Below are 20,420 nucleotides of genomic sequence, written 5' to 3'. Positions count from 1 at the left end.
TCTATGGCTCATGAAGTTTATCCAGATAAATACAAGTCGAGATTTGGAAATGACATTATAAATAAACTCGAGTTGTTCGATGTGTATGAGCGTTATGCGTATTTATCTAGTTCGGTTCAACTGTTAGGTCAAGCAGACGATGCTTTACGCATTAATTATAATGTACTGCGTAGAGGGTTAGAGTTTTCTATCTGGAGAGAAAAGCAAGTAAAGGAGTTTGGAAAGCGGTCTGTTCTGGACTTAACTAATAAGTATAAGACTGAAAAAAAAGGTGAGGGTTGTTTATTGGGCTCGCCGACTACGATAAAACAATCTTACGAGGCGGTGAAGGGATACTCTAAGCGTTCTAGAGGGTCTGGTACAAAATCACCTTTAGTAAAACTTATTCATGCACAAATGAATATTAGATGGTTAACTTATTACCCGAGGGTGAGATTTTTATTTGCGCCATTTAATATTCATTATGAAGATAAGGTTAGGGGGGTTGCGGAGAAGTTGCGCAGAATTGATGGTAATAGCTATATTAGCTATCGTGATGTATGTTCTTTCTTTGAAAATAAATTGTGTGGCGGGATGTCAGTCGAACATTATCAGGTAGGTGATGATTTGCAACAGCCTCACACAAAAAGTGATACGGTGTTAAATTGTGATGCAATAAAAGATCTTCTTGATGAAGATATTTTGATTAGTGATTAAGTTGTTTTTGTTTTTAAATATACTCCTCTGCTTTGTTTGTTTAATTAATGTCTGGCACTGATTTTAAATGTTCAGTGCCAGATTAAGCAATGAGGAGTATCGTTAATGAGCAGGTTATCCCTGATACCCACTCAACATATCAAACACGACCCGAGCAAATTGCTTGGTTTTGTTTGGATCAGATAACAACTGCATCATCTGCTCTTGGTGGGCGGCACTGCTGCTCAGTATGGCGTCATCAATTGCCCGAGGGAAATCGCCCAGCATGGCTTGTTCCCGTGTGTTGTTGGCAATCTGGCTCATAACTGTCTCGTTTTCAGTGAGTTTATCGCGCACGGTAAAGGCATAATTGAGCATGTCTTTATCGGTCAGATTATCAGTCACAAAAACTTCGTTCAGGCGCTCGATGATGTGTGATAAGAACTCTTCTTTCTTGTCTTTGGGTTTAGCGGTGCCGACATCATTACTCGGTTTGAGCGAGTACTCGGGGGTATTTTCTTGCAGTTGTATGTCTTGCTGGCGGATTTTGGATAAGCGGTAATGTGTCATCACCACATTGTTCAAATCCAGCTCATCTTCTTCTATGACTTTTTCACGTAGCAGTGGGCGTAAATGGCGAGCGTACAGACTCAGTTTTTCGAGCTCTTTGTCGTCGTAATCCACAATCTGTGACATAAACTCATAGAAGCGCACATAACTGCCCAAGTCTTTTTTGAAGATCTCTAGACGGTCTTTTTCCTGTTTGCACTCTTTGAAGCTGTTTTCTGCATTCGCCATCAATACGGCATCGCCGGTTTTCTTGGTGCGTTCAAAGACATTTTTCGCATGCAGATAGGCTTCTATTGCCGAGCTATAACGCTTGCGCCAGCGATCAACCGCGGGCTTACAGATATTGCTGATAGCGGCGTTTGATTTGTTTTTGGTGAAAAACGCATCAACAAATTGTTCTACTTCTGACCACAAGAAAATTCCGCTTGTCCGTAACTTCTCGAACAAGTCGAAAATCTTATCGGTATCTGACACATCTTCGAGCTCGGCGACTTGGTAATACGGCTGGAAAGCATCGAGAATATCTTGCGGATCGTTATAGAAATCGAGCACAAAGGTGCCGGACTCTGCTTTGCTTGGATAGGTGCGATTCAAACGGGAAAGCGTCTGCACACACTCCACACCGGCGAGCTTTTTATCCACATACATGGCGCACAGCTTTGGCTGGTCAAATCCGGTTTGAAACTTGTTAGCCACCAGCATCACTTGATAATCATCGGTGTTAAAGGCTTTACGCATTTCGCGCCCTTTCAGATCAGGGTTCATATTAAGCTCGGTGAACTTCTGATCCATAAATGCGCTGCTATCAGGGTCTGCGGCGTTAAACTCAACCTCTCCTGAGAAGGCGACCATGGCCCGAATTCCGGCATAACTATGCTCAGCAACGTATTTATCAAACGCGAGTTTGTAGCGTACCGCCTCTTTACGTGAGCTGGTAACTACCATGGCTTTGGCTTGGCCACCCAGTAAGCCCATCACGTTCTTTTTAAAGTGTTCGACAATCACTTTCACTTTCTGTGAGATGTTGTGATCGTGCAGGCGTACCCAATTGGTGAGTTTCACCTTGGCTTTACCGGCATCCACTTCTTTATCTTCGGCGTCTAACTTCTGCTTAAGCTGGTAGATCACCTTATAGTTTGTGTAGTTCTTCAGCACATCCAGAATGAAGCCTTCTTCAATGGCTTGTCGCATGGAATACACATGGTAGGCGACCGGTAAGTTACGCTTAGAGGCTGGCTGCGACGGATCAGGTCTACGGCCAAATAGCTCAAGGGTTTTAGCTTTAGGGGTAGCGGTAAACGCGTAGTAGCTAAGATTGGCGCTACCACGGCGAGCGGCAATGGTGGCATCCAGAATGTCTTCTGAAGAAAGCTCAACGTCATCATCGGCTTCTTCCGTCATCAACACTTCTTTGAGCTGGCGAGCGGTTGCCCCTGTTTGTGATGAGTGCGCTTCATCGGCAATGATGGCGTAACGGCGCTCTTTAAGTGCGGTTGAGTTCTCGATAGCTTTGAGTACAAACGGGAACGTTTGAATGGTGACAATAATAATGGGCTGTGACGTTTCCAATGCACTGGCTAACTTTTCTGATTTTGAGCCATCGCCTTCTTTACGGTTGATGCGGCCCACAACGCCATCGGCATGTTCAAACTGATAGATGGTGTCTTGTAACTGGTCATCGAGCACGGTTCGGTCAGTGACCACAATCACCGAGTCGAACTGTTTGTTTCCTTGCTCATCGTAGAGAGTGGAAAGCTGGTGGGCTGTCCATGCAATCGAGTTTGATTTACCAGAGCCTGCGCTGTGTTGGATCAGATACTTATTCCCTGTACCTTCCTCAATGGCGGCATTGATTAGCTTGGTGACGACATCCCATTGGTGATAACGCGGGAAAATCAGGGTCTCTTTTTTATACTTACGCCCTTCCCAGTCCTCTTTTTCTTCGATTTGCAGGTGGATAAAACGCCCGATGATATTAAGCAGGTTAGCCGGTGTTAATACCTCATTCCACAGGTAATCTGTCGCGTAGCGGTTGGCATCATCGGGAATGTCATTGCCTTTACCGCCATCGTGGGTGCCTTTGTTAAAGGGCAGGAAGAAGGTCTCTTCTCCGGCCAGCTTGGTGGCCATATACACTTCATACTGACTCACTGCAAAATGCACCAGCGCCCCTCGTTTGAAGGTGAGCAGAGGCTCTGGGTTTTTGGTGGCGGGATCTTTGGGCAAGCGGGTTAGCTTGTACTGGGCAATGGCGTTTTCTACGGCTTGTTTGAACTCAGATTTGAGCTCTAGCGTGGCCACCGGCAGACCATTAACGAACAGCACTAAATCAATGCGCAATCTCTTGGCTTTTTTGCCACTTTCTTGTTCGTGCTCTTGTGTGGCATACGGGCTGTAAACCAGCTCAGGCACGACTCGGCAGATATTGTTCTGATAACGAGCCAGCGTTTCAGGGTTGAGATTATGTTCAGGTTTGAACTGACACAAGGTAAAACGGGCGCTGCGAATTTTCAGGCCGTGACGCAATACGCCTAAGGTGCCGAACGTGCGTGAGGCGCGATCGGTTGCATTCTCATCGGCTTTCTTGAGCTGGGTGACTAACGCATCCAGAAAATGGCGCTCAGAGTCGGTAGGGAAAATGGTGCAGAATTTCTGCCACTCTTTTGGCTGCGTGGTCTGGATAAAGCGCAGAACATCGGCTTCATACAGCGCAGATTCACGGTTATAGCCTTCGCCACTGCCTTGCACCCAACCGTTGGCCACCAGCTGGTGGATGATATCGTCCTGAAATATCCGTTCGCTTGTTGTGTCTTTCATCGTATTGTCTTTTTATTCTTTGTCTTGTGCCAAACGTAATTTAGCGGCTTTTGTGGCATGGTGAAGTTTCTCTTTTAACACATCAATCGCCGGTAATACCGTGAGATACTCGGCAACATGAATGCCTGATTTATCTAACTCAAGCAGCTCAATTTGCTCTTGTTTCTTACTGCTGCACAAAATAATGCCAATCGGCGGCTGTTCGTCCGCTTCTTGTTCATACTTCGCCAACCAGCGTAAATACAGTTCCATCTGGCTTTTATGGGCGTGTTTAAATTTTTCCGTTTTCAAATCAATGGCGACTAAGCGTTTTAACTTGCGGTTGTAAAACAGCAAATCGATATAAAAATCGTCTTCATCAATTTGAATGCGCTTTTGCCGTGCAATAAAGGTAAAGCCTGCACCCATCTCTAACAGAAACTGCTCAATATCTCTTAAGATGGCATCTTCGAGGTCTTTTTCTAAATAGCGGTCATTCAGGTCAAGGAAATCGAGTAGGTAAGGGTCTTTAAGCAGCAGTTGTTCATTAAATTGCCCTTGTTCACGTAATGCCGCCAGTTCTGCGCGAATGGTTTCATCGGGCTGCTTTGAAATGGCGGTACGCTCAAACAGCATGGCACCAATACGCTCATCCAGCGTACGGGTAGACCAATGCTCACAGATGGCCATTTGGCTGTAGAAGTCTCGCTTTAGCGGATCATCGATATAAATCAGCGTCTTAATGTGTGTCCAGCTTAATTGTCTCCGCAGCGCGGAGACAATCGGCTCATCGGTATAACACTCGGCAAACTTCATGCAGTGGCGCAGTTGTTGTGCGCTCCATCCGCGGCCAAATTGGGCAGTCAGTTGTTTGGCCAAATTAGTGACGATTTGTTTGCCATAATCGGCCCGTTCGCCGCCGAGCACCGCTTGGTTAATGCGCTGGCCAATGTGCCAATACAGCAAGGTTAGCTCACTGTTTACCGCCATGGCAGCACGCTGTTTGGCTTGCTGGATTAGCGTAATGATCTCTTGCGCAATAAAGGTGCTCGGTGTTGTCATAGCGCCTGCTCTTCAGTGCTGGTGGTGGATGATTGGCTGGGAGCTTGCCAGTTGCGCACGTCGATTTTTCCGGTTACGGCGGCGGAAATAAGGGCTGTGCGGCGCTCTTGCATTAACTGGATAGATTTACGAGCATGATTCAGTAATCTATCAAATTTAGTTCTCTCATGCTTTACAAAGTCAGCAATTATTCTTTGTTCATTTATGTCTGGATGAGATATTGGGAACTCTTGTAATATTGGGACGCTAATGTTTTTTTGTGCACTTCCCCAAGCATTTAAGTCGAAATACGCTTTCCCCATGTCGGAATTTAAATATTCCGTTAAGAACTCTGCTGAAAAGTAATTTCTTGGTGTTGAAATTAAATTAGTAAAACAGTGACATTTATTCATACTGTCTGGAACAACAGCACTTATGCCTGGGTAGCCAGTGCGAACAGTAACAATATCGCCGGAGTTTATGTATTTTGATGCGTTTTGTTCAGCGAAATGTTTTTTTAAATACAAAAGGTTGTGAGTGGTTATCCCTTCTTCCTTTATGTTTGTGGAGCGAATCAAAATTGTTCCGGAGTCGTCATATGCATGTGTTGCTGCTTCAGCAATACCAACAATTACTCGTGTCGTACAGTATTTGAATCTTGATACAACCCAATGTTCTGGCACTTGCCCCAACCACTCCACACCCGAATCTTTCATAGGTACGTCTGGGTTTAGCCCTTTGGTGACGGCGTGGCTAATGACTGCTTGGCGCTTTTCTTGTAGCAGTGAAATCAGTTGCTGCTGTTTTTCGATCAGCGCGTCGATTTTGGCCGTTTCGTGATCGAGGAAGTTGGCTATTTGGGTTTGTTCTTGGTGCGTAGGCAGAGCTAATAGAAGGTTGCCGACTTCTTCCGCGGAGACTGCCTCAAATGTACTTCCTGTAGCTATCGCATCGAATTGATATCTATAAGAAGGTAGAACCCACCACAGAAAAGACTGTGATATAGAGTTACGTCCTCGAATACTACAAAGACCTCGGCCTATACCAAAATCTTTGTCGGCAAAATTAAGCGCACCAACAGGAGCTCGAACAGAAAAAAGTAAGTCTCCTTTCTTAGCTACTTTTTTAGGTACAGGGCAGAATTGTTTTTCAGTTGGCGATTTAGTGCCAAATTCGGCATTGCCTTGTAAAAAAGGAATACCTATGCCATCGATATTGCAATCCTCAGAGTTTGGAGATTGCCCCATATTAATATTGGCGACATGTTTAAGTGGTGTTGTACTCCAGCCCGCGGGGATTTCAGTTAACCATTCAGAGGTTATTTTTGTGTACTCTGGATACGCCTGATACTTGCCCATTATGAATGCACCTCTTGCAGCAACTGCATAATGTCACGGCTTACTGCATCCAGATCGGCATCAATGGCTTCTAATTCCCGAGGCGGGTGATAAACGTAGAAATGGCGATTAAACGGGATTTCATAACCCACAATGCCAATTTCGTTATCTTGTTCATCGCGCTTATCGGCGTTAATCCACGCATCGGGTACATGGGGCAGCACTTCACGCTTCACATAGCTTTCAATCAGGCTTAATGTGCTTACGCTCGGGTCTAATGGTACGTTTTCGTTATCACGCAGGTCGCCATCTTGCTCAAATTCAACCACTTTACCTTTATAGCTGAATGCACCATACAGAGGCTGAGCATCTTCTTTCAGTACTTTTTTGATAACCGGTTCGGCGTCTGGGTTTTTCCATGTAATGGCGTCGATAAACTGTTTTCTCTGCTTGGCATCTAACTTGATGTCTGTGGCTTTCAGCGCCCCTTTGAGGGTGAGTTCAAACTGATTGAAGTCATGCGACGGTTGCGCTTTGCCGCCTAGCTTGTCGCCTACAGCGGCTTGTAGCGTTTGGGCTGCATCCACCAGCATGCGCTGGCCAAGCCAGAGTTTGCTATCTAATACGTCTTTGATTTGTTTTTCTTTCAGCTCAGGGAAGTCAGCTTTAATCAGGGCGCGGACTTCCGCTTCTACATCCGCCAATTGGCCATAGGTGGAGTCTGTCCACGTTGCGCCAAATTGGATATACACCGCTTGCATCACGGCATTGAGCGGTTTAGCGGCAAAGCGTAAAGACTCAATGGCGGCATCGGTGATTTGCGCTGACAGACGCAGTGGGCGCTCAATGGTCAGTCGGCGATAGCCAAAGGCATGAGTATCGAACAGCTTGGCGCTCAGAGGCTTGCCGCTTTCGGTTTGTTCTTCTTTGGCTTCAAAGGCCCCGAAGCTTTTGGTAATGGCGCGAATTTCTTCTTCGTCTAAGTAGTTACGCTTCGAGCCGAGTGATTTGCGCATCTTACAGCTCAAATCGGCACCATTGATCAACAGAACCTTACCTTTACGCTCGGCGGCTTTCTTGTTGGTCAAGATCCACACATAGGTGGCAATGCCGGTGTTGTAGAACATGTCTGTCGGCAGCGCAACAATGGCTTCGAGCAGGTCAGCTTCCAGAATATAACGGCGGATCTCACTTTCACCGCTTCCCGCACTGCCGGTAAACAGCGGTGAGCCATTGAGGATAATGCCAATCCGACCACCGTCACTGACGGTATTATCTGTATTACGTGTATCACGTAATTTACTGATCAAGTGCAGCAAAAACAGCAGTGAGCCATCCGATACACGCGGCAAACCGGCACCAAAGCGGCCATTAAAGCCTTTTTGTTCGTGTTCGTCTTTAATGTCGCTTTCAATCTTTTTCCAATCTACCCCGAACGGTGGGTTAGAGAGCATGTAATCAAACTTATCGGTAGGCAGTTGGTCATTTGACAGGGTATTACCCAACTTGATGCGACTAACATCTTGCCCTTTGATCAGCATATCGGCTTTACAGATAGCGTAAGACTCAGGGTTGAGCTCTTGACCAAAGGCTCGCATTACCGCATGAGGGTTAAGCTCGTGCACATATTCCATACCGGAGGATAAAAAGCCGCCTGTACCGCAAGTCGGGTCATAGATGGTGCGGATAATGCCCTCTTTGTTGAGTACATCATCATCTTCCATAAAGACCAATGAGGTGGTGAGGCGCACGATATCACGCGGGGTAAAGTGCTCCCCTGCGGTTTCGTTCGAGCTTTCAGCAAAGCGGCGGATCAGTTCTTCAAATACCAAGCCCATTTCATAGTTAGAGATACTTTTCGGGCTCAGGTCAGTGGTGGAGAACATTTTCACCACTTTGTACAGCAAATCGGCGTCAGCCAGCAGCCCGACAAACTCATCAAAATTAAAATGCTCGAAGATTTCACGCGCATCATTGGAGAATGACTGCACATACTTTGCTAAGTTGGCTTTGATGTCTTTTTGCCCCATGGTGCTTAAATCCATGGGTGAGATATTGAAGAATGCGAGCCCTTCTGGATTGGCTTCTGTTCGGGTGGCTCGCAGCAGGAATTTTTCTTGTACTTCTTCCTGCAGGTTCATCGGCGTGATGCGATGGTACTCGGCAACAACCGCGTCTTTACTTGGGGCAAGCACACACTCAAGGCGGCGTAGCAAGGTAAATGGCAAAATCACCCGACCGTATTGTGATTGTTTGAAATCACCGCGCAGCAGATCGGCAACAGACCAGATAAAGGCAGCAATTTGAGAAAAATTATTGTTAGTCATATTCGTTTTTATAGTCGATTTAGCGAAAGTTACGCGTAGTGGCAGGGATTGTACCGTAAAACTCGTGAGCTCTTGAGAGCATGCAGGCATATTTGGGAGGTTAACCTGTACACCGATGACCGCACCGGTGTGATCATGTGTATTACAGCATTTCGTGATTTCAAAATGACCGATCACTGCTTGTGCGCTTAAGCTCGGTTGCGTGAAAAATCATGAGCCAATGACGCAGATTAAAACAGGGTAGAACCTAATGAACACCCTGTTTACCGCACCTGCAAGGAAAGTGATCATCATAGGGTAGAGTGCGGTCAGCGTTTTTAAATTTCGCTCGTTTGTATTCATCAAAGCCGATGCAGCGCACGCCATTGATCTCATCGCGACCTTAGTGCCACCAGCAAGCGATCATCTTTGGGTTTGCTATTGCCTTTCCATGGCAGTGTGTTGAGGTAAGGTTTGCTGGCTTTCGGGTTATCGCGCTCTTTACTGCGCTGTTTGGCCAGATAGCTTAAGCGGTAAATGGCCTCAAAAATGGTTTGTGACTGGCCGCGCTCAATGCGGTAATAGCTGTTTTCCACAAGATGAACGCTACCGTTAACGCGGCGCTGCCACAGCTCTTTTAGTATGTGCAGAACGTAATCTGGCTTTTGTATCTTGTTGCCGTTGAGCATGAGTACGAGATGGTAGTGTTCTTTGTGTGAGTTCACTTTTTCTCGCACACAAATAATGCCCAGCTGTTTGCTGTAAGGGCTATTGCGTACCATTTTGCTAAACTCGCGTAACACGTGCTGTACTGAGCGGTTATCAGGGCTGTAGATCAGTGGGTGTAAATCAATTCTGACGAGCAGTACCTTGCTGTAGTGTGACAGGATCTTTTCCAGCTGCCGTATAAAGCTATTTAGCATGAGCTTATCGATGGGCTCGTTCACGATAGGCCAGATATGTTGTCCGTAACCTGCATAGGGGCGGGAGTTTTGCTCTTCGACTCTAAATGCCATGCCAAAGATCTGCGTATAAGCGAACAGAAAAGAAGGGCGGTTATATTCTTTAAGTAACCGCCCTCATTACAGGAAGAAAGATGAAGCCAGCCCTTGCTCTGCAAGGGTTAGCAAGGTATTACCGTTGCCGAAAACCCCTAAAGAGGAGTGTGCCTGAGTGCTCTTTCATACGATGATTGAGACTAATCAATCTTGCTTTAAGGTTGGCATGGCGGGTAAGGGGTGCCTAAAAAGTTCAGAATCGTATAACGCTGCCAGCGGTACACGCGCCCATCAGAGAAATCCGGTGCTGGCACTTTCCCTTGTTTGATCAATTTGCGCAGGTAGCTCACGCTGATATCGAGTAACTCGGCAACGTCACGAGTACGAAGAAGACCTTTACGGTACATAGATTCGTTATCGTCATAGATTGGTGTATGTGCTGACATCATGAGCTTACTGGCCTCCGACCACTTGACGGCTGGCAACCCATGCCAACACTTCGGATCGCAACCAAGCGACGCTTTTACCATGCGGTGTCAGCTTACGACGTTTAGGAAACTGACCTTTACGCTCTAAATCCCATGCGGTGGTGCGAGAAATTTGCGTGATTTCACGACGTTCTTTTTCGCGGATGAACCCATCAGTGTAGCTAGCTGTGTTTTCTTGCATATATAACTCCCATGTTTTATCTGATTGATATGTCAGGGTTGTTCCCCTTGGTTCGAGAGCTATTGTGCGTATCCGATATCGAAAAAAAAGCCCGCATCATGTGATGAGGGCCTAAGGTTATTAGGTTAAGCGTTTGATTATAAAGTGTTATTTTAGTTGTTCGCGAATCGCTTTCGCGGGGTAGGCGGTCTTCAGTTGTTGGAGTAGTTGCTGAATATTGATCTCCGGCGCGTCATCTGTGGCGGTCGGAGTTTTAATCTCCACTAGCCAGTTTTTGATGGTTTTAAGGGATGGGCAACGTGCTGCAAAGTAAATAAATGCGGGATCTTTACGATCTGAATGTTTTTTTACATAGACTTCGAGGTGCTTAGCAATGGCCTCTTCAATGTCTTTTTTCTTCAGCGTTCCATGTGAAAAGTGCGTGATAAGATGCAGGCCCATGCTTTGTACAATTGTGCGTACTGGTTGGTATTTCTGAGATTTTGCTTCTCCCGCTTTTTTGGGGCGAGTGGCGTGAACATTGAAGCTTTGTTCAACATGAAATGAATTCTGGATGTTGAAATCGTAAGCCGTAGCATGGGACGCGGCCTCAAAAACATAAGCGATGATTTGATTGAGTAATGCCTGTAATTGCAGCCTTGATTGAGCAAAGTGGGCTGCTTTTTCTTCTAATGCCGCCTCTCCACCTAATGTGTTATGCAAGAGCGATAGCTCTATCTGATCAATCTCGGCCTTTACCTCTCCCATGAGGAGATAGGCTTTTCGTGCGCTTTGATTGACCGTCAGGAGGTTCTCGATCCGCATATCATTAAGGTATTGCTTGTCCTTATCGGGAAAATGCCGAGAAAGTAATTTTTCCCCCAAGATTTGCGTTCGTCTTTGTAGTAGCTCAAGCAAACCAGATCCACAAAGTAGTGGATTGCTTAACACGGCATCGAGTTCATTTGGCGGAGGAGTCATATTCGCTAAATGCCATTTTTGTTCAAAATGCTCATGCATGAGTGTGAGTTCAAGCTCATGATGCCAGCGTTCAATTTCTTGCAGAGGGATAAACATAATAGGCGCTAATTTTATTTTGCGTTACGTGGAGTCAACGTCTGGTTGTTGGTGAGAGTGCCGTGATTCGATGTCATCGACACCGAAAAATGCGAGTTTTTACCCGTGATGATCACCGCTTTCTGCTTTTTCACTTTTTGCTTTTGAGTCTGAAGCGGCGCAAGGAGTACGCCTAGAGCGTTTTGGGTTTGTTGTGTTCTCGTTGGTGTAAGCTCGTTCAGCGGCTGAGACTTTGTAGCACGGGCGTTTTACCACTGAATCATGATCACATGATAGAAAAAGCGTAGTGATCACGTCGGAAATGATACGGTGATCATGTTGCTAAGCCGGACTGGTTTTAGGCACGAAGATGAGCGCGGCGGTAGAGCATTTGTGAGGCAGGTTTTCGGTCTATCTTAGGTATGCGTTGTGGGTATCGAGAAATAGGTAAACGGCAGTTATCATAAGCGCCTGCTTTTGATGGTTATCCCATTGATACAAAAGCTCTCGGGTATCAATGAAAAAAGCGGGTATCGTTGCGGGTATCATTCTGATTTGTCACTTTTGATGCCTTTATAAATCAATTGTTTAGGTGTTTTATGCTGCTGCTTATCGATAACTATGACTCTTTTACCTATAACTTGTACCAGTACTTTTGCGAGCTGGGCTGTGAGGTCATGGTACGCCGCAACGATAGCCTAACGCTGGCTGATATCGAGCAGCTTGCGCCATCGCATTTGGTGATTTCCCCTGGGCCTTGCACACCCGATCAGGCTGGGGTGTCGCTGGCGGCTATCCGCCATTTTGCGGAGCGTTTGCCGATCCTCGGTGTTTGCCTAGGTCATCAGGCGCTGGCGCAGGTGTTTGGCGGCAAGGTGGTACGGGCACGGCAGGTGATGCACGGCAAAGTCTCGGCCATCCGGCATACCGGTTTGGGTGTCTTTGAGGGCTTGCCCGATCCGCTGTCGGTCACGCGTTATCACTCACTGGTGGTGGAGGCTGACTCACTGCCAGATTGCTTTGATATTACGGCTTGGAGTGAGCGTGATGGTCGCTTTGATGAAATCATGGGGATCCGACACCGTCATTTACCGCTGCAAGGGGTGCAGTTCCATCCTGAGAGCATCTTGAGCGAGCAAGGGCATAGCTTGCTGGCCAATTTTATCGCTGGCTAATTGTCCAGCGTTTTCCCTCTTTTCCTCTCATTTTTACTGACGTTAGCCGCATTTTATCGGCCGTTCTGTTGTGCTTTGCCTCGATTTTCCGTGTCTGGATGACGCGTGGGCATCGGTCAGCGGTGGTTCGTTGCGGTAGAGAGGAAATGCGAGCCGGCACATAGGCAAAAGCGAAAAACTCGTGTTAACTTAATGTTAATGCGAGGCGCGTCGGCGCCGGACAGTCTGGCGAGGAGCGGCGTATGCGTGAAGACCCGGCAGTTTCAGATTCCCCGTTGTTATCCCCTCTAACAGCATTATCGCCCCGCGCGAGTGCTGTTAAGCGCGCCTGTTTTGATCAGCTGATGGTGCCGTGTTATGCGCCCGCGGCCTTTATTCCGGTACGTGGCCAAGGCTCACGGGTGTGGGATCAGCAGGGCAAAGAGTACATCGATTTTACCGGTGGCATTGCCGTGAATGCGCTCGGACATTGCCATCCGGCGTTGGTGGAAACCTTGTTGCAGCAAGGGCAAACCCTGTGGCACCTGAGCAATGTCTACACCAACGAGCCAGCACTGCAGCTGGCGCAGTATCTGGTAACGCACACTTTTGCCGGTAAAGTCTTTTTGGCCAATTCGGGCGCAGAAGCCAATGAGGCGGCGCTCAAACTGGCGCGTCGTTACGCCATCGACCATCACTCGCCGTATAAAACCCAGATTATCGCCTTTCGGCAGGCCTTTCATGGCCGCACCTTTTTTACCGTCAGTACCGGCGGGCAGCCGAAATATTCCGATGGTTTTGGCCCCAAACCGGCGGACATCATCCATGTGCCCTATAACGATCTGGCTGCGGTGCGTGCCGTGATCGGCGATCACACCTGTGCGGTGATTGTTGAGCCGGTGCAAGGGGAAGGCGGAGTCATTCCGGCCACGGAATCGTTTTTAAGTGGGCTGCGTGAGCTGTGCGATCAGCATGACGCCTTACTGATTTTCGATGAAGTGCAGACCGGCGTTGGCCGCTCCGGCAGTTTGTATGCCTACATGCAATACGGGGTGACGCCGGATATTCTCACCACCGCCAAAGCATTAGGCGGCGGCTTTCCGATCGGCGCTATGCTGACCACCAGTGAGTTTGCCTCCAGTTTGACGGTCGGCACCCATGGTTCGACCTATGGCGGTAATCCGTTAGCCTGTGCGGTGGCGCATACCGTGCTGCGCACCGTCAATACGCCGAGTGTGCAAGAGGGCGTGTTGCTACGGGCGCGACAGTTTCATCAGCAGCTGCAGGCCATCAATCAGGAGTTCGGTCTGTTTCGCGAGATCCGCGGTTTAGGGCTGCTGATTGGCGCCGAGCTACAAGCGCCCTATATCGGGCAAGCGAAGGCCTTTTTAAATGCGGCCGCCGAAGAAGGGCTGATGCTGCTGATGGCCGGACCCGATGTCCTGCGCTTTGCGCCGTCATTGGTGATTGAGGAGCAGGATATTGCGTTGGGGATGGCACGCTTGCGGGCGGCGATTCGCCGCGTTTGTATGCCTCCATCCGCGAGTAGCCAATCTGGCCTCAGTGCTGGGTGAGGAGGCGCTATGCTGGTCGTCCGTCCGGTTACCCGCGCCGATTTGGCGGCGTTGATGCAGTGTGCACAGGCCTCTGGCTTTGGCTTTACCTCATTGCCGGCTGATGAGGCGCGCCTGCTCGAGCGTATTACACAGGCCGAGTTGGCATTTGCGGCTCACCCCACTGCGCCGGGGGAGTATGATTTTCTGTTTGTCTCCCAAGATACTGAAACCGGCCAAGTAGTGGGTACTACGGCGATTGAGTCTTGCGTCGGTTTGGCGCACCCCTTTTACAGCTATCACCGCGCCAAGGCGGTGCATGTCTCGCGCGAGCTGAATGTCTACAAAACCGTAGAAACCTTAACCCTGTGTAACGATTACACCGGCGTCACTGAGCTGTGCACGCTGTTTTTGCTGCCGGCTTATCGCCACGGTCAGCATGGCAAATTGCTGTCGAAATGCCGTTTGTTGTTTATCGCCGAGTTTGCCGCCTGTTTTGCCGAAACCGTGATTGCCGAGATGCGTGGGATTTCGGATGAACACGGCGATTCGCCGTTTTTCCAGTGGTTACGCACCCACTTTTTTGACATCGATTTCAGTACTGCCGATCGACTCACCGGCACGGGTAACAAGCGCTTTATCGCCGAACTGATGCCGCGCCACCCGATTTATATCAACTTGCTCAGCCCTGAAGCGCAGGCGGTGATTGGGCAAGTGCATCCACAAACTCGACCGGCGCTGCAGTTACTGCTGGAAGAGGGCTTTCACCATCGTGGCTATGTCGACATCTTCGATGCCGGCCCGACCGTGGAGTGTGCGCGCAATGACATCCGCGCTGTACGGCACAGTCGGCGCATGAAAGCGTGCGTGATGGAAGATACCACCCGCGGCAGTTTGCACTTAATCAGTTCGACCCGTTTCCAGCGTTTTCGCGCCTGTTTGGGGATGGTTTCGGTGGATGAAGAGCTGCACGAGGCGCATATCAGCCACGAAAGCGCGCAGCTTTTGCAGATCAGTGACGGCGACCGCGTGCGGATTTTGCCGTTATAACGCGCACCACAGCGCATTCAAGGAGGCGTCATGTCCGGTTTATTGATTGATGGCCGCTGGTTACCGGGGGAAGGGGGCGTCCTGCATTCGTACAATCCGGCCAGTGGTGCGTTGCTGTGGCAAGGTGCTGCCGCCACTGAGGCGCAAGTGCAGGCCGCGCTCAAGGCGGCACGCGCCGCATGGCCGGCGTGGCAGCAACTTAGCCCTGATGAGCGTTTTGTCTATCTACAGAATTTTAATGAGCAGGTGCGCCAGCAAGAAAGCTGGTTAGCCGGCTTGATCTGCGCCGAAACCGGTAAACCGCTGTGGGAAAGTCGTAATGAGCTGGCCGCCATGTTGGGCAAAGCCGAGATCTCTTGGCGTGCTTACCAAAGTCGAAGTGGTGAGTGGCAGCAGCCGATGGCGCAGGGGGTGTCACATGTGCGCCACCGCGCGCACGGGGTGATGGCGGTGTTTGGCCCGTACAATTTCCCCGGCCATCTGCCTAATGGGCATATCATGCCAGCGCTGCTGGCCGGAAATACGGTGGTGTTTAAGCCCTCCGAGCTGACGCCGGCGACTGGCGAGGCGCTGGCATTGCTGTGGCAACAAAGCGGTCTACCGGATGGCGTAGTGAATCTGGTGCAAGGTGGCGTGTCGGTTGGCGCTGCGCTGGCGGCATCGCCGGAGCTTGATGGTCTGCTGTTTACCGGCAGCGCACGTACCGGACGGCTGTTGGCGCAGCAATCGCTGGCGTTCCCGCAGCGCATTGTGGCGATGGAGCTTGGGGGGAATAACCCGCTGATCGTGCAGCAGGTGAGCGATCATAAAGCAGTGGTGCACGACATCCTGCTATCGGCCTTTCTGACCGCCGGCCAGCGCTGTACCTGTGCTCGCCGCTTGCTTTTACCGGTAGGTGATGAGGGCGATGCGCTACTACAGCGCTTAGTGCAGGCCACTCAGCAGTTACTGATCGGCGCGCCAGAGCAACGCCCGGAGCCATTTTGTGGGCCGCTGATCAGCAATGCCGCGGCCGCGCAGATGTTACAGGCGCAAGAGCAGCTACTGGCATTGGGTGCTAAGGCACTGTTACCGCTGCAGCCGCTTGCATTAGGGCCAGCTTTTTTACGACCAGGGATTTTGGATGTTAGCGCAGTGAGCGCGTTACCGGATGAAGAGTATTTTGGGCCTTTGTTACAAGTGCAGCGTTATCAGAGCTTTGCGCAAGCGCTAGAGTGGGCTAATCAGACCCGTTACGGGCTAGCGGCGGGCTTGTTCAGTGATGATCCGGCGCTGTATCAGCAGTTTCGTACTCAGATCCGCGCCGGGATCGTCAACTGGAATCGTCCACTGACCGGTGCGTCGAGTGCTGCGCCTTTTGGTGGCTGTGGTGCGTCCGGTAACTATCGGCCCTCGGCACTGTATGCCGCCGATTACTGCGCCTATCCGGTTGCCTCGTTGGAATTGGAGCATGCCACCTTGCCGGCTCAACTTAGCCCCGGGTTAACACTCTGACAGACAGAGGAGGATTAGCATGGGAAACTTCATTCTGGATAACCCCAGCACCGCGGGCAGTGACCTAGATGGCTTGTTACAGCGCTGGTGGCAAGACTATATAGCCATCACACCGGTGGTGAGTGAGATCAATCGCTTATTGGGCGAGGATGCGGCGCTGATTAATGACCATCTGGCGCTGCGCACCTTCAATCTACCGGCGACCGGTTTATCACGGTTATTGCCGTTGCTCGATGCGCTCGGTTACAGCGTGGAAGGGCACTATCAGTTTGTCGAACGCAAGCTCACCGCTGTGCATCTGGAACACCTCGATCCGCGTCAACCGAAGATTTTCATCTCCCAGTTGGAAGTTGACCAACTCTCACCGTTGGCGCAGCAGTTGATTGCGGCGCTGGTGGCGCAATTACCGGAGAATATGTTCGATAGCCCCCTTGGCTTGGCGGCCGGTCGGCTCTGGCAATTGTCGCTGGCGGATTATCAGTTGCTGCTGGCGGAGAGCGAGTATGCCGCGTGGCTGGCGGCATTCGGTTTTCGTGCTAATCACTTCACCTTATCGGTCAATGACCTGCAAGATTTTCATACCTTGCCGCAGTTTAATACCTTACTGGAGCAGCATGCGATTGCGCTGAATCAGCAAGGCGGGGTGATCAAAGGCTCACCAGCGCAGAAGCTGGAGCAGTCCGCCACGCTCGCCGATCCGGTACTGGTGCATTTTAGTGACCAACCCTGCGCCATTCCGGGCTGCTTTTATGAATTTGCCCTGCGTTATCCGCAAGAAGATGGCACCTTGTTCCAAGGCTTTGTCGAAAGTTCGGCAATCAGCATCTTTAGCAGTACCGATACCCGCCAGCAATAACACTCGCTACCACACTAGCACGCTCTCACGCGATGCCATCATCGGCAGGCTCGCGTGAGAGCGTGAGAGCGTGAGAGGTCACAGATGACGCGATGCGACCGCCATCCCCGACAAGGCATACATCTCACTTAAGTGCGATAAGATGCGATAGAAGTGATGATCGAGCGCGCTGTCTTCGGGCGGTAAACTCGGCAGTGGCAAGCTTTGTAGGCTGTTATCCGCCAGCGGTGTGCGGTTAGCCAGCTGCTGCTGGCAAGCTTGGATCGCAAACTCTAACGCTTCACGGTAGGCCTGCAGATTGCCCTCGGCTTCGGTTGCGCCCTCACGAATCTCCACCGTCATGCTGTTGATATGCTCGATGAGCTGCTGGCTATGTGCTTGCCACAGCAGGATCTCTTTAAGGTACAAACTGTTATAGCCTGGCTCTTGCAGCGCTTGTGCGTAAGAGTTGTGTAAATCCATCTGTGCTTGGTTGACCTTGATGCGCGACAAACTTAATTCAGCAGCACTGATGCTTTGGCGCTCCAGCATATGGATTAAGCGGCGCATGTGTTCGCCGACGCTGTCTAACAGCGCATTGGCATACTGCAGCAGACGGGTACTTTGCCACTGTGGCCACAGCAAGGTGGTACTGAGAAACGCCAGTACGCAGCCGAGCAGGGTATCTTCCATCCGCGCCACCAAAAATGCCGCGCTGTTGTGCGTCAGCAATTGCAGCAGGCAGACCACCATCACGGTGAGTAGCACTACTGCCCAACCATAGTGATTGTGCACCAGCGAAAAACCAATCAAGGTGCCGATAAACATAAACCCGAGCAGCCATGCTTGCGGCAGGTTTAGTAGCAGCACGCCAGTGCCGAGCACCAAGCCCAGTAATGTACCGTACGCCCGGTGCTGAATGCGCACCTTGGTTGCGTTATAGCCGCTTTGCATCACCAGCACGATGGTCAGCAAGACCCAATACGAGCGCGGTAGCGAGAGCAAGGCACCGATTTGCGCGCCAATGGCTAAGGTCACGCCACTGCGTGCCGCCATGCGCAGCGAAGAGGCATTCCAATTTAAGTAATTTTTGAGTGCAGTCAGCAGCGGCGGATCGGGGATGCGTGGGCACAGCTCGCGCTCGTAGGTCGGACGCAGGGTTTGCAGCAAGCGCGCCACTTGGCCGAAGTGATAGGCACAAAAGTGCAGGACTTCGCTGTCAGGGTGCTGTGTTTGTAACCGCTGTAAGTCATTCAGGCCCGCCTGCATATCAAAGTCGGCGAGTCGGTCTGCGTATAGGATGCTGTCGGCAATGGCGCGCAGGCGCTGCACCATCATGCTGACGTTACCCAAGATCACCGCTTGTGCCTGACAGGCACAAATCTCATCGTGTACCCGCTGCGGTTGATTCAGGCTGCTGGTAATGTGCTCTTGCAGATCCAGCGCAGTTTGGTACAGACGTAGCATTTTCTGGCCACCAGGCCAGCTTTGCGCATCTAACTGATTCAATAATTGGCTGCTTTGCGACAGCAACTCCATCAGGTTTTGCTGTTTTTGCAGTAACACTAAGCTGGCTTGCTCTGGGTCAGTGGCATTCACTAATACCTGATATTTGCTGTCCAGATAATCGGCCAAGGCGCGGTAAGACTTGTTGAGCGTGTCGCGTAGCGGCACGAATTTCCACAGATGAATCCAGCAAAAAGTAAACAGACCAAACCAAGCCACGCCAATTAAAAACACCCCAGCGGCTTGCCAGAAGGGGAAGATTTTCAGCAGTGCTAAGGTCAAAATACCGGCCGCTAAGCACGCGGGCATCAGCTTGGTATTTTGGCTGCTGATTTCCCGCACAACGCCATACACCAGCGCCAATAACAGTAAAATCAGCGGCTCCGGTAGCCCCAATTGCAGCAAACCACCGACAAACAAACTGGCGGAGGCAAAGATGGCGGCGACGGTGACTACGCGGCGCAGATAGTGCTGTTGCGGTGCGTCTAAACCAGCGACCGTACAACAAGGGACGGATAAAAATAGCAGCAGGCCATACATGACATTGCCGAGCGCCAGCGCGGTAAGCACCGGAATGGCGACAATCAGGGTCTGTCGGAGGCCGAAGTTGAATTCAGGATGCAGAAGCAGGTGTTTTAACGATCTCATGAGCCGCTCTTGGCTGACATAAAAAACAGGCTGTTTCTGAGATCAAAGCACAAAAGGCGCTAAAAAGCGCCTTTTACCTGAAACCGGAAAAGTAACCGGAGATTAACGCGTGCCGTACACCACGATGGTTTTACCGTGGGCGGAGATCAGGTTCTGATCTTCCAGCATCTTCAGGATACGACCTACCGTTTCACGGGAGCAGCCAACAATCTGGCCGATCTCTTGACGGGTGATCTTGATTTGCATACCGTCTGGGTGGGTCATCGCGTCTGGCTGTTTGGCCAGATTCAGCAGTGTCTGTGCGATACGACCAGTTACGTCCAAGAAGGCCAAGTTGCCCACTTTCTGCGAGGTGGTCTGCAGACGGGAAGCCATCTGGGCAGAAAGACGCATCAGGATATCCGGGTTAACCTGGATCAGCTGACGGAATTTCTTGTAAGAGATCTCGGCCACTTCGCAGGCACTCTTGGCACGTACCCAAGCAGTACGCTCCTGACCTTCCTCGAACAGTCCCAGTTCACCAATAAAATCACCCTGATTCAGATAGGACAGGATCATCTCCTTACCTTCTTCATCTTTAATCAGAACAGCGACGGAACCTTTGACGATGTAGTACAGCGTTTCTGCCTTTTCGCCTGCATGGATCAGCGTGCTCTTGGATGGGTATTTATGAATGTGACAATGAGACAAAAACCACTCAAGGGTAGGGTCTGTTTGCGGTTTACCAAGAACCATTTATATTTCCTCTACATA

The 20,420-nt window shown here is 50.1% G+C and carries 16 protein-coding genes; 6 read left to right on the top strand and 10 right to left on the bottom strand.

Annotated elements, in window-relative coordinates; all coding sequences use genetic code 11:
* Positions 1 to 3: 3 nt before the first annotated feature.
* Complete coding sequence (locus tag L975_RS03020) at positions 4 to 696, top strand: hypothetical protein (protein WP_047707117.1); 693 nt, start codon at positions 4 to 6, stop codon at positions 694 to 696.
* Positions 697 to 810: 114 nt separating this feature from the next.
* Here the strand turns inward: L975_RS03020 and L975_RS03015 are convergent, their stop codons facing one another.
* The 8 genes from L975_RS03015 to L975_RS02980 all read right to left on the bottom strand — a co-directional run bounded on the left by L975_RS03015 (position 811) and on the right by L975_RS02980 (position 11,448).
* A complete protein-coding gene (locus tag L975_RS03015; RefSeq protein ID WP_047707116.1) occupies positions 811 to 4,062 on the bottom strand; it encodes a type I restriction endonuclease subunit R in 3,252 nt (1,083 codons plus the stop codon).
* Positions 4,063 to 4,074: 12 nt separating this feature from the next.
* Positions 4,075 to 5,103, bottom strand: a complete 1,029-nt coding sequence (locus L975_RS03010) for a YhcG family protein (RefSeq protein WP_047707115.1) — start codon at positions 5,101 to 5,103, stop codon at positions 4,075 to 4,077.
* Entirely contained in the window at positions 5,100 to 6,440 is a 1,341-nt protein-coding gene (locus tag L975_RS03005) for a restriction endonuclease subunit S (RefSeq protein ID WP_047707114.1), read from the bottom strand. The genes L975_RS03010 and L975_RS03005 overlap by 4 nt, the downstream gene beginning before the upstream one ends.
* A complete protein-coding gene (locus L975_RS03000) occupies positions 6,440 to 8,746 on the bottom strand; it encodes a class I SAM-dependent DNA methyltransferase (RefSeq protein WP_047707112.1) in 2,307 nt (768 codons plus the stop codon). Before L975_RS03000 ends, L975_RS03005 begins: the two co-directional genes overlap by 1 nt.
* Before the next feature lie 371 nt (positions 8,747 to 9,117).
* A complete protein-coding gene (locus tag L975_RS02995; protein WP_052181233.1) occupies positions 9,118 to 9,741 on the bottom strand; it encodes an inovirus-type Gp2 protein in 624 nt (207 codons plus the stop codon).
* Between the two features lie 197 nt (positions 9,742 to 9,938).
* Positions 9,939 to 10,172, bottom strand: a complete 234-nt coding sequence (locus L975_RS02990) for an AlpA family transcriptional regulator (protein WP_047707111.1) — start codon at positions 10,170 to 10,172, stop codon at positions 9,939 to 9,941.
* Positions 10,173 to 10,176: 4 nt separating this feature from the next.
* Complete coding sequence (locus L975_RS02985; RefSeq protein ID WP_047707109.1) at positions 10,177 to 10,392, bottom strand: AlpA family transcriptional regulator; 216 nt, start codon at positions 10,390 to 10,392, stop codon at positions 10,177 to 10,179.
* A 147-nt stretch (positions 10,393 to 10,539) separates the two neighbouring features.
* Positions 10,540 to 11,448, bottom strand: a complete 909-nt coding sequence (locus L975_RS02980; protein ID WP_047707107.1) for a hypothetical protein — start codon at positions 11,446 to 11,448, stop codon at positions 10,540 to 10,542.
* A gap of 578 nt (positions 11,449 to 12,026) precedes the next feature.
* Here L975_RS02980 and L975_RS02975 point away from each other — a divergent pair.
* From L975_RS02975 to L975_RS02955, 5 genes are all read left to right on the top strand, one after another.
* Positions 12,027 to 12,602: an aminodeoxychorismate synthase component II gene (locus L975_RS02975; protein WP_047707105.1), complete on the top strand. Its 576-nt coding sequence runs from the start codon at positions 12,027 to 12,029 to the stop codon at positions 12,600 to 12,602.
* Between the two features lie 242 nt (positions 12,603 to 12,844).
* Positions 12,845 to 14,155, top strand: a complete 1,311-nt coding sequence (locus L975_RS02970; protein WP_072033009.1) for an aspartate aminotransferase family protein — start codon at positions 12,845 to 12,847, stop codon at positions 14,153 to 14,155.
* Between the two features lie 9 nt (positions 14,156 to 14,164).
* The gene (gene astA, locus L975_RS02965; RefSeq protein ID WP_047707103.1) at positions 14,165 to 15,184 is read left to right on the top strand and encodes an arginine N-succinyltransferase; all 1,020 of its coding nucleotides are present in this window, start codon (positions 14,165 to 14,167) and stop codon (positions 15,182 to 15,184) included.
* A 30-nt stretch (positions 15,185 to 15,214) separates the two neighbouring features.
* The gene (gene astD / locus L975_RS02960) at positions 15,215 to 16,678 is read left to right on the top strand and encodes a succinylglutamate-semialdehyde dehydrogenase (RefSeq protein ID WP_047707101.1); all 1,464 of its coding nucleotides are present in this window, start codon (positions 15,215 to 15,217) and stop codon (positions 16,676 to 16,678) included.
* A 19-nt stretch (positions 16,679 to 16,697) separates the two neighbouring features.
* A complete protein-coding gene (locus tag L975_RS02955) occupies positions 16,698 to 17,534 on the top strand; it encodes a DUF1338 domain-containing protein (protein WP_052181232.1) in 837 nt (278 codons plus the stop codon).
* 78 nt (positions 17,535 to 17,612) lie between these two features.
* On the opposite strand, the gene L975_RS02950 is transcribed toward L975_RS02955, so the two are convergent.
* Both L975_RS02950 and crp read right to left on the bottom strand, forming a co-directional pair.
* Positions 17,613 to 19,667, bottom strand: coding sequence for an FUSC family membrane protein (locus L975_RS02950; RefSeq protein ID WP_047707099.1), 2,055 nt, complete (start codon positions 19,665 to 19,667; stop codon positions 17,613 to 17,615).
* Positions 19,668 to 19,769: 102 nt separating this feature from the next.
* Positions 19,770 to 20,402 (bottom strand): cAMP-activated global transcriptional regulator CRP, encoded by a 633-nt coding sequence (crp, locus tag L975_RS02945; protein WP_010862753.1) that lies wholly within the window; start codon positions 20,400 to 20,402, stop codon positions 19,770 to 19,772.
* Between the last annotated feature and the right edge of the window lie 18 nt (positions 20,403 to 20,420).

This window comes from Plesiomonas sp. ZOR0011, from assembly GCF_000800945.1.
In the GTDB taxonomy this organism is placed as follows: domain Bacteria; phylum Pseudomonadota; class Gammaproteobacteria; order Enterobacterales; family CAMTGL01; genus Plesiomonas; species Plesiomonas shigelloides.
The sequence above is the reverse complement of the archived record's forward strand: the minus strand, read 5'-3'. Positions and strand labels throughout refer to the sequence as shown.

Bases quoted from the DNA above. Each gene is read 5' to 3' on its own strand.
- L975_RS03020 (WP_047707117.1), top strand. From the start codon at position 4: ATGGCTCATGAAGTTTATCCAGATAAATACAAGTCGAGATTTGGAAAT.
- L975_RS03015 (WP_047707116.1), bottom strand. From the start codon at position 4,062: ATGAAAGACACAACAAGCGAACGGATATTTCAGGACGATATCATCCAC.
- L975_RS03010 (WP_047707115.1), bottom strand. From the start codon at position 5,103: ATGACAACACCGAGCACCTTTATTGCGCAAGAGATCATTACGCTAATC.
- L975_RS03005 (WP_047707114.1), bottom strand. From the start codon at position 6,440: ATGGGCAAGTATCAGGCGTATCCAGAGTACACAAAAATAACCTCTGAA.
- L975_RS03000 (WP_047707112.1), bottom strand. From the start codon at position 8,746: ATGACTAACAATAATTTTTCTCAAATTGCTGCCTTTATCTGGTCTGTT.
- L975_RS02995 (WP_052181233.1), bottom strand. From the start codon at position 9,741: ATGGCATTTAGAGTCGAAGAGCAAAACTCCCGCCCCTATGCAGGTTAC.
- L975_RS02990 (WP_047707111.1), bottom strand. From the start codon at position 10,172: ATGATGTCAGCACATACACCAATCTATGACGATAACGAATCTATGTAC.
- L975_RS02985 (WP_047707109.1), bottom strand. From the start codon at position 10,392: ATGCAAGAAAACACAGCTAGCTACACTGATGGGTTCATCCGCGAAAAA.
- L975_RS02980 (WP_047707107.1), bottom strand. From the start codon at position 11,448: ATGTTTATCCCTCTGCAAGAAATTGAACGCTGGCATCATGAGCTTGAA.
- L975_RS02975 (WP_047707105.1), top strand. From the start codon at position 12,027: ATGCTGCTGCTTATCGATAACTATGACTCTTTTACCTATAACTTGTAC.
- L975_RS02970 (WP_072033009.1), top strand. From the start codon at position 12,845: ATGCGTGAAGACCCGGCAGTTTCAGATTCCCCGTTGTTATCCCCTCTA.
- astA (WP_047707103.1), top strand. From the start codon at position 14,165: ATGCTGGTCGTCCGTCCGGTTACCCGCGCCGATTTGGCGGCGTTGATG.
- astD (WP_047707101.1), top strand. From the start codon at position 15,215: ATGTCCGGTTTATTGATTGATGGCCGCTGGTTACCGGGGGAAGGGGGC.
- L975_RS02955 (WP_052181232.1), top strand. From the start codon at position 16,698: ATGGGAAACTTCATTCTGGATAACCCCAGCACCGCGGGCAGTGACCTA.
- L975_RS02950 (WP_047707099.1), bottom strand. From the start codon at position 19,667: ATGAGATCGTTAAAACACCTGCTTCTGCATCCTGAATTCAACTTCGGC.
- crp (WP_010862753.1), bottom strand. From the start codon at position 20,402: ATGGTTCTTGGTAAACCGCAAACAGACCCTACCCTTGAGTGGTTTTTG.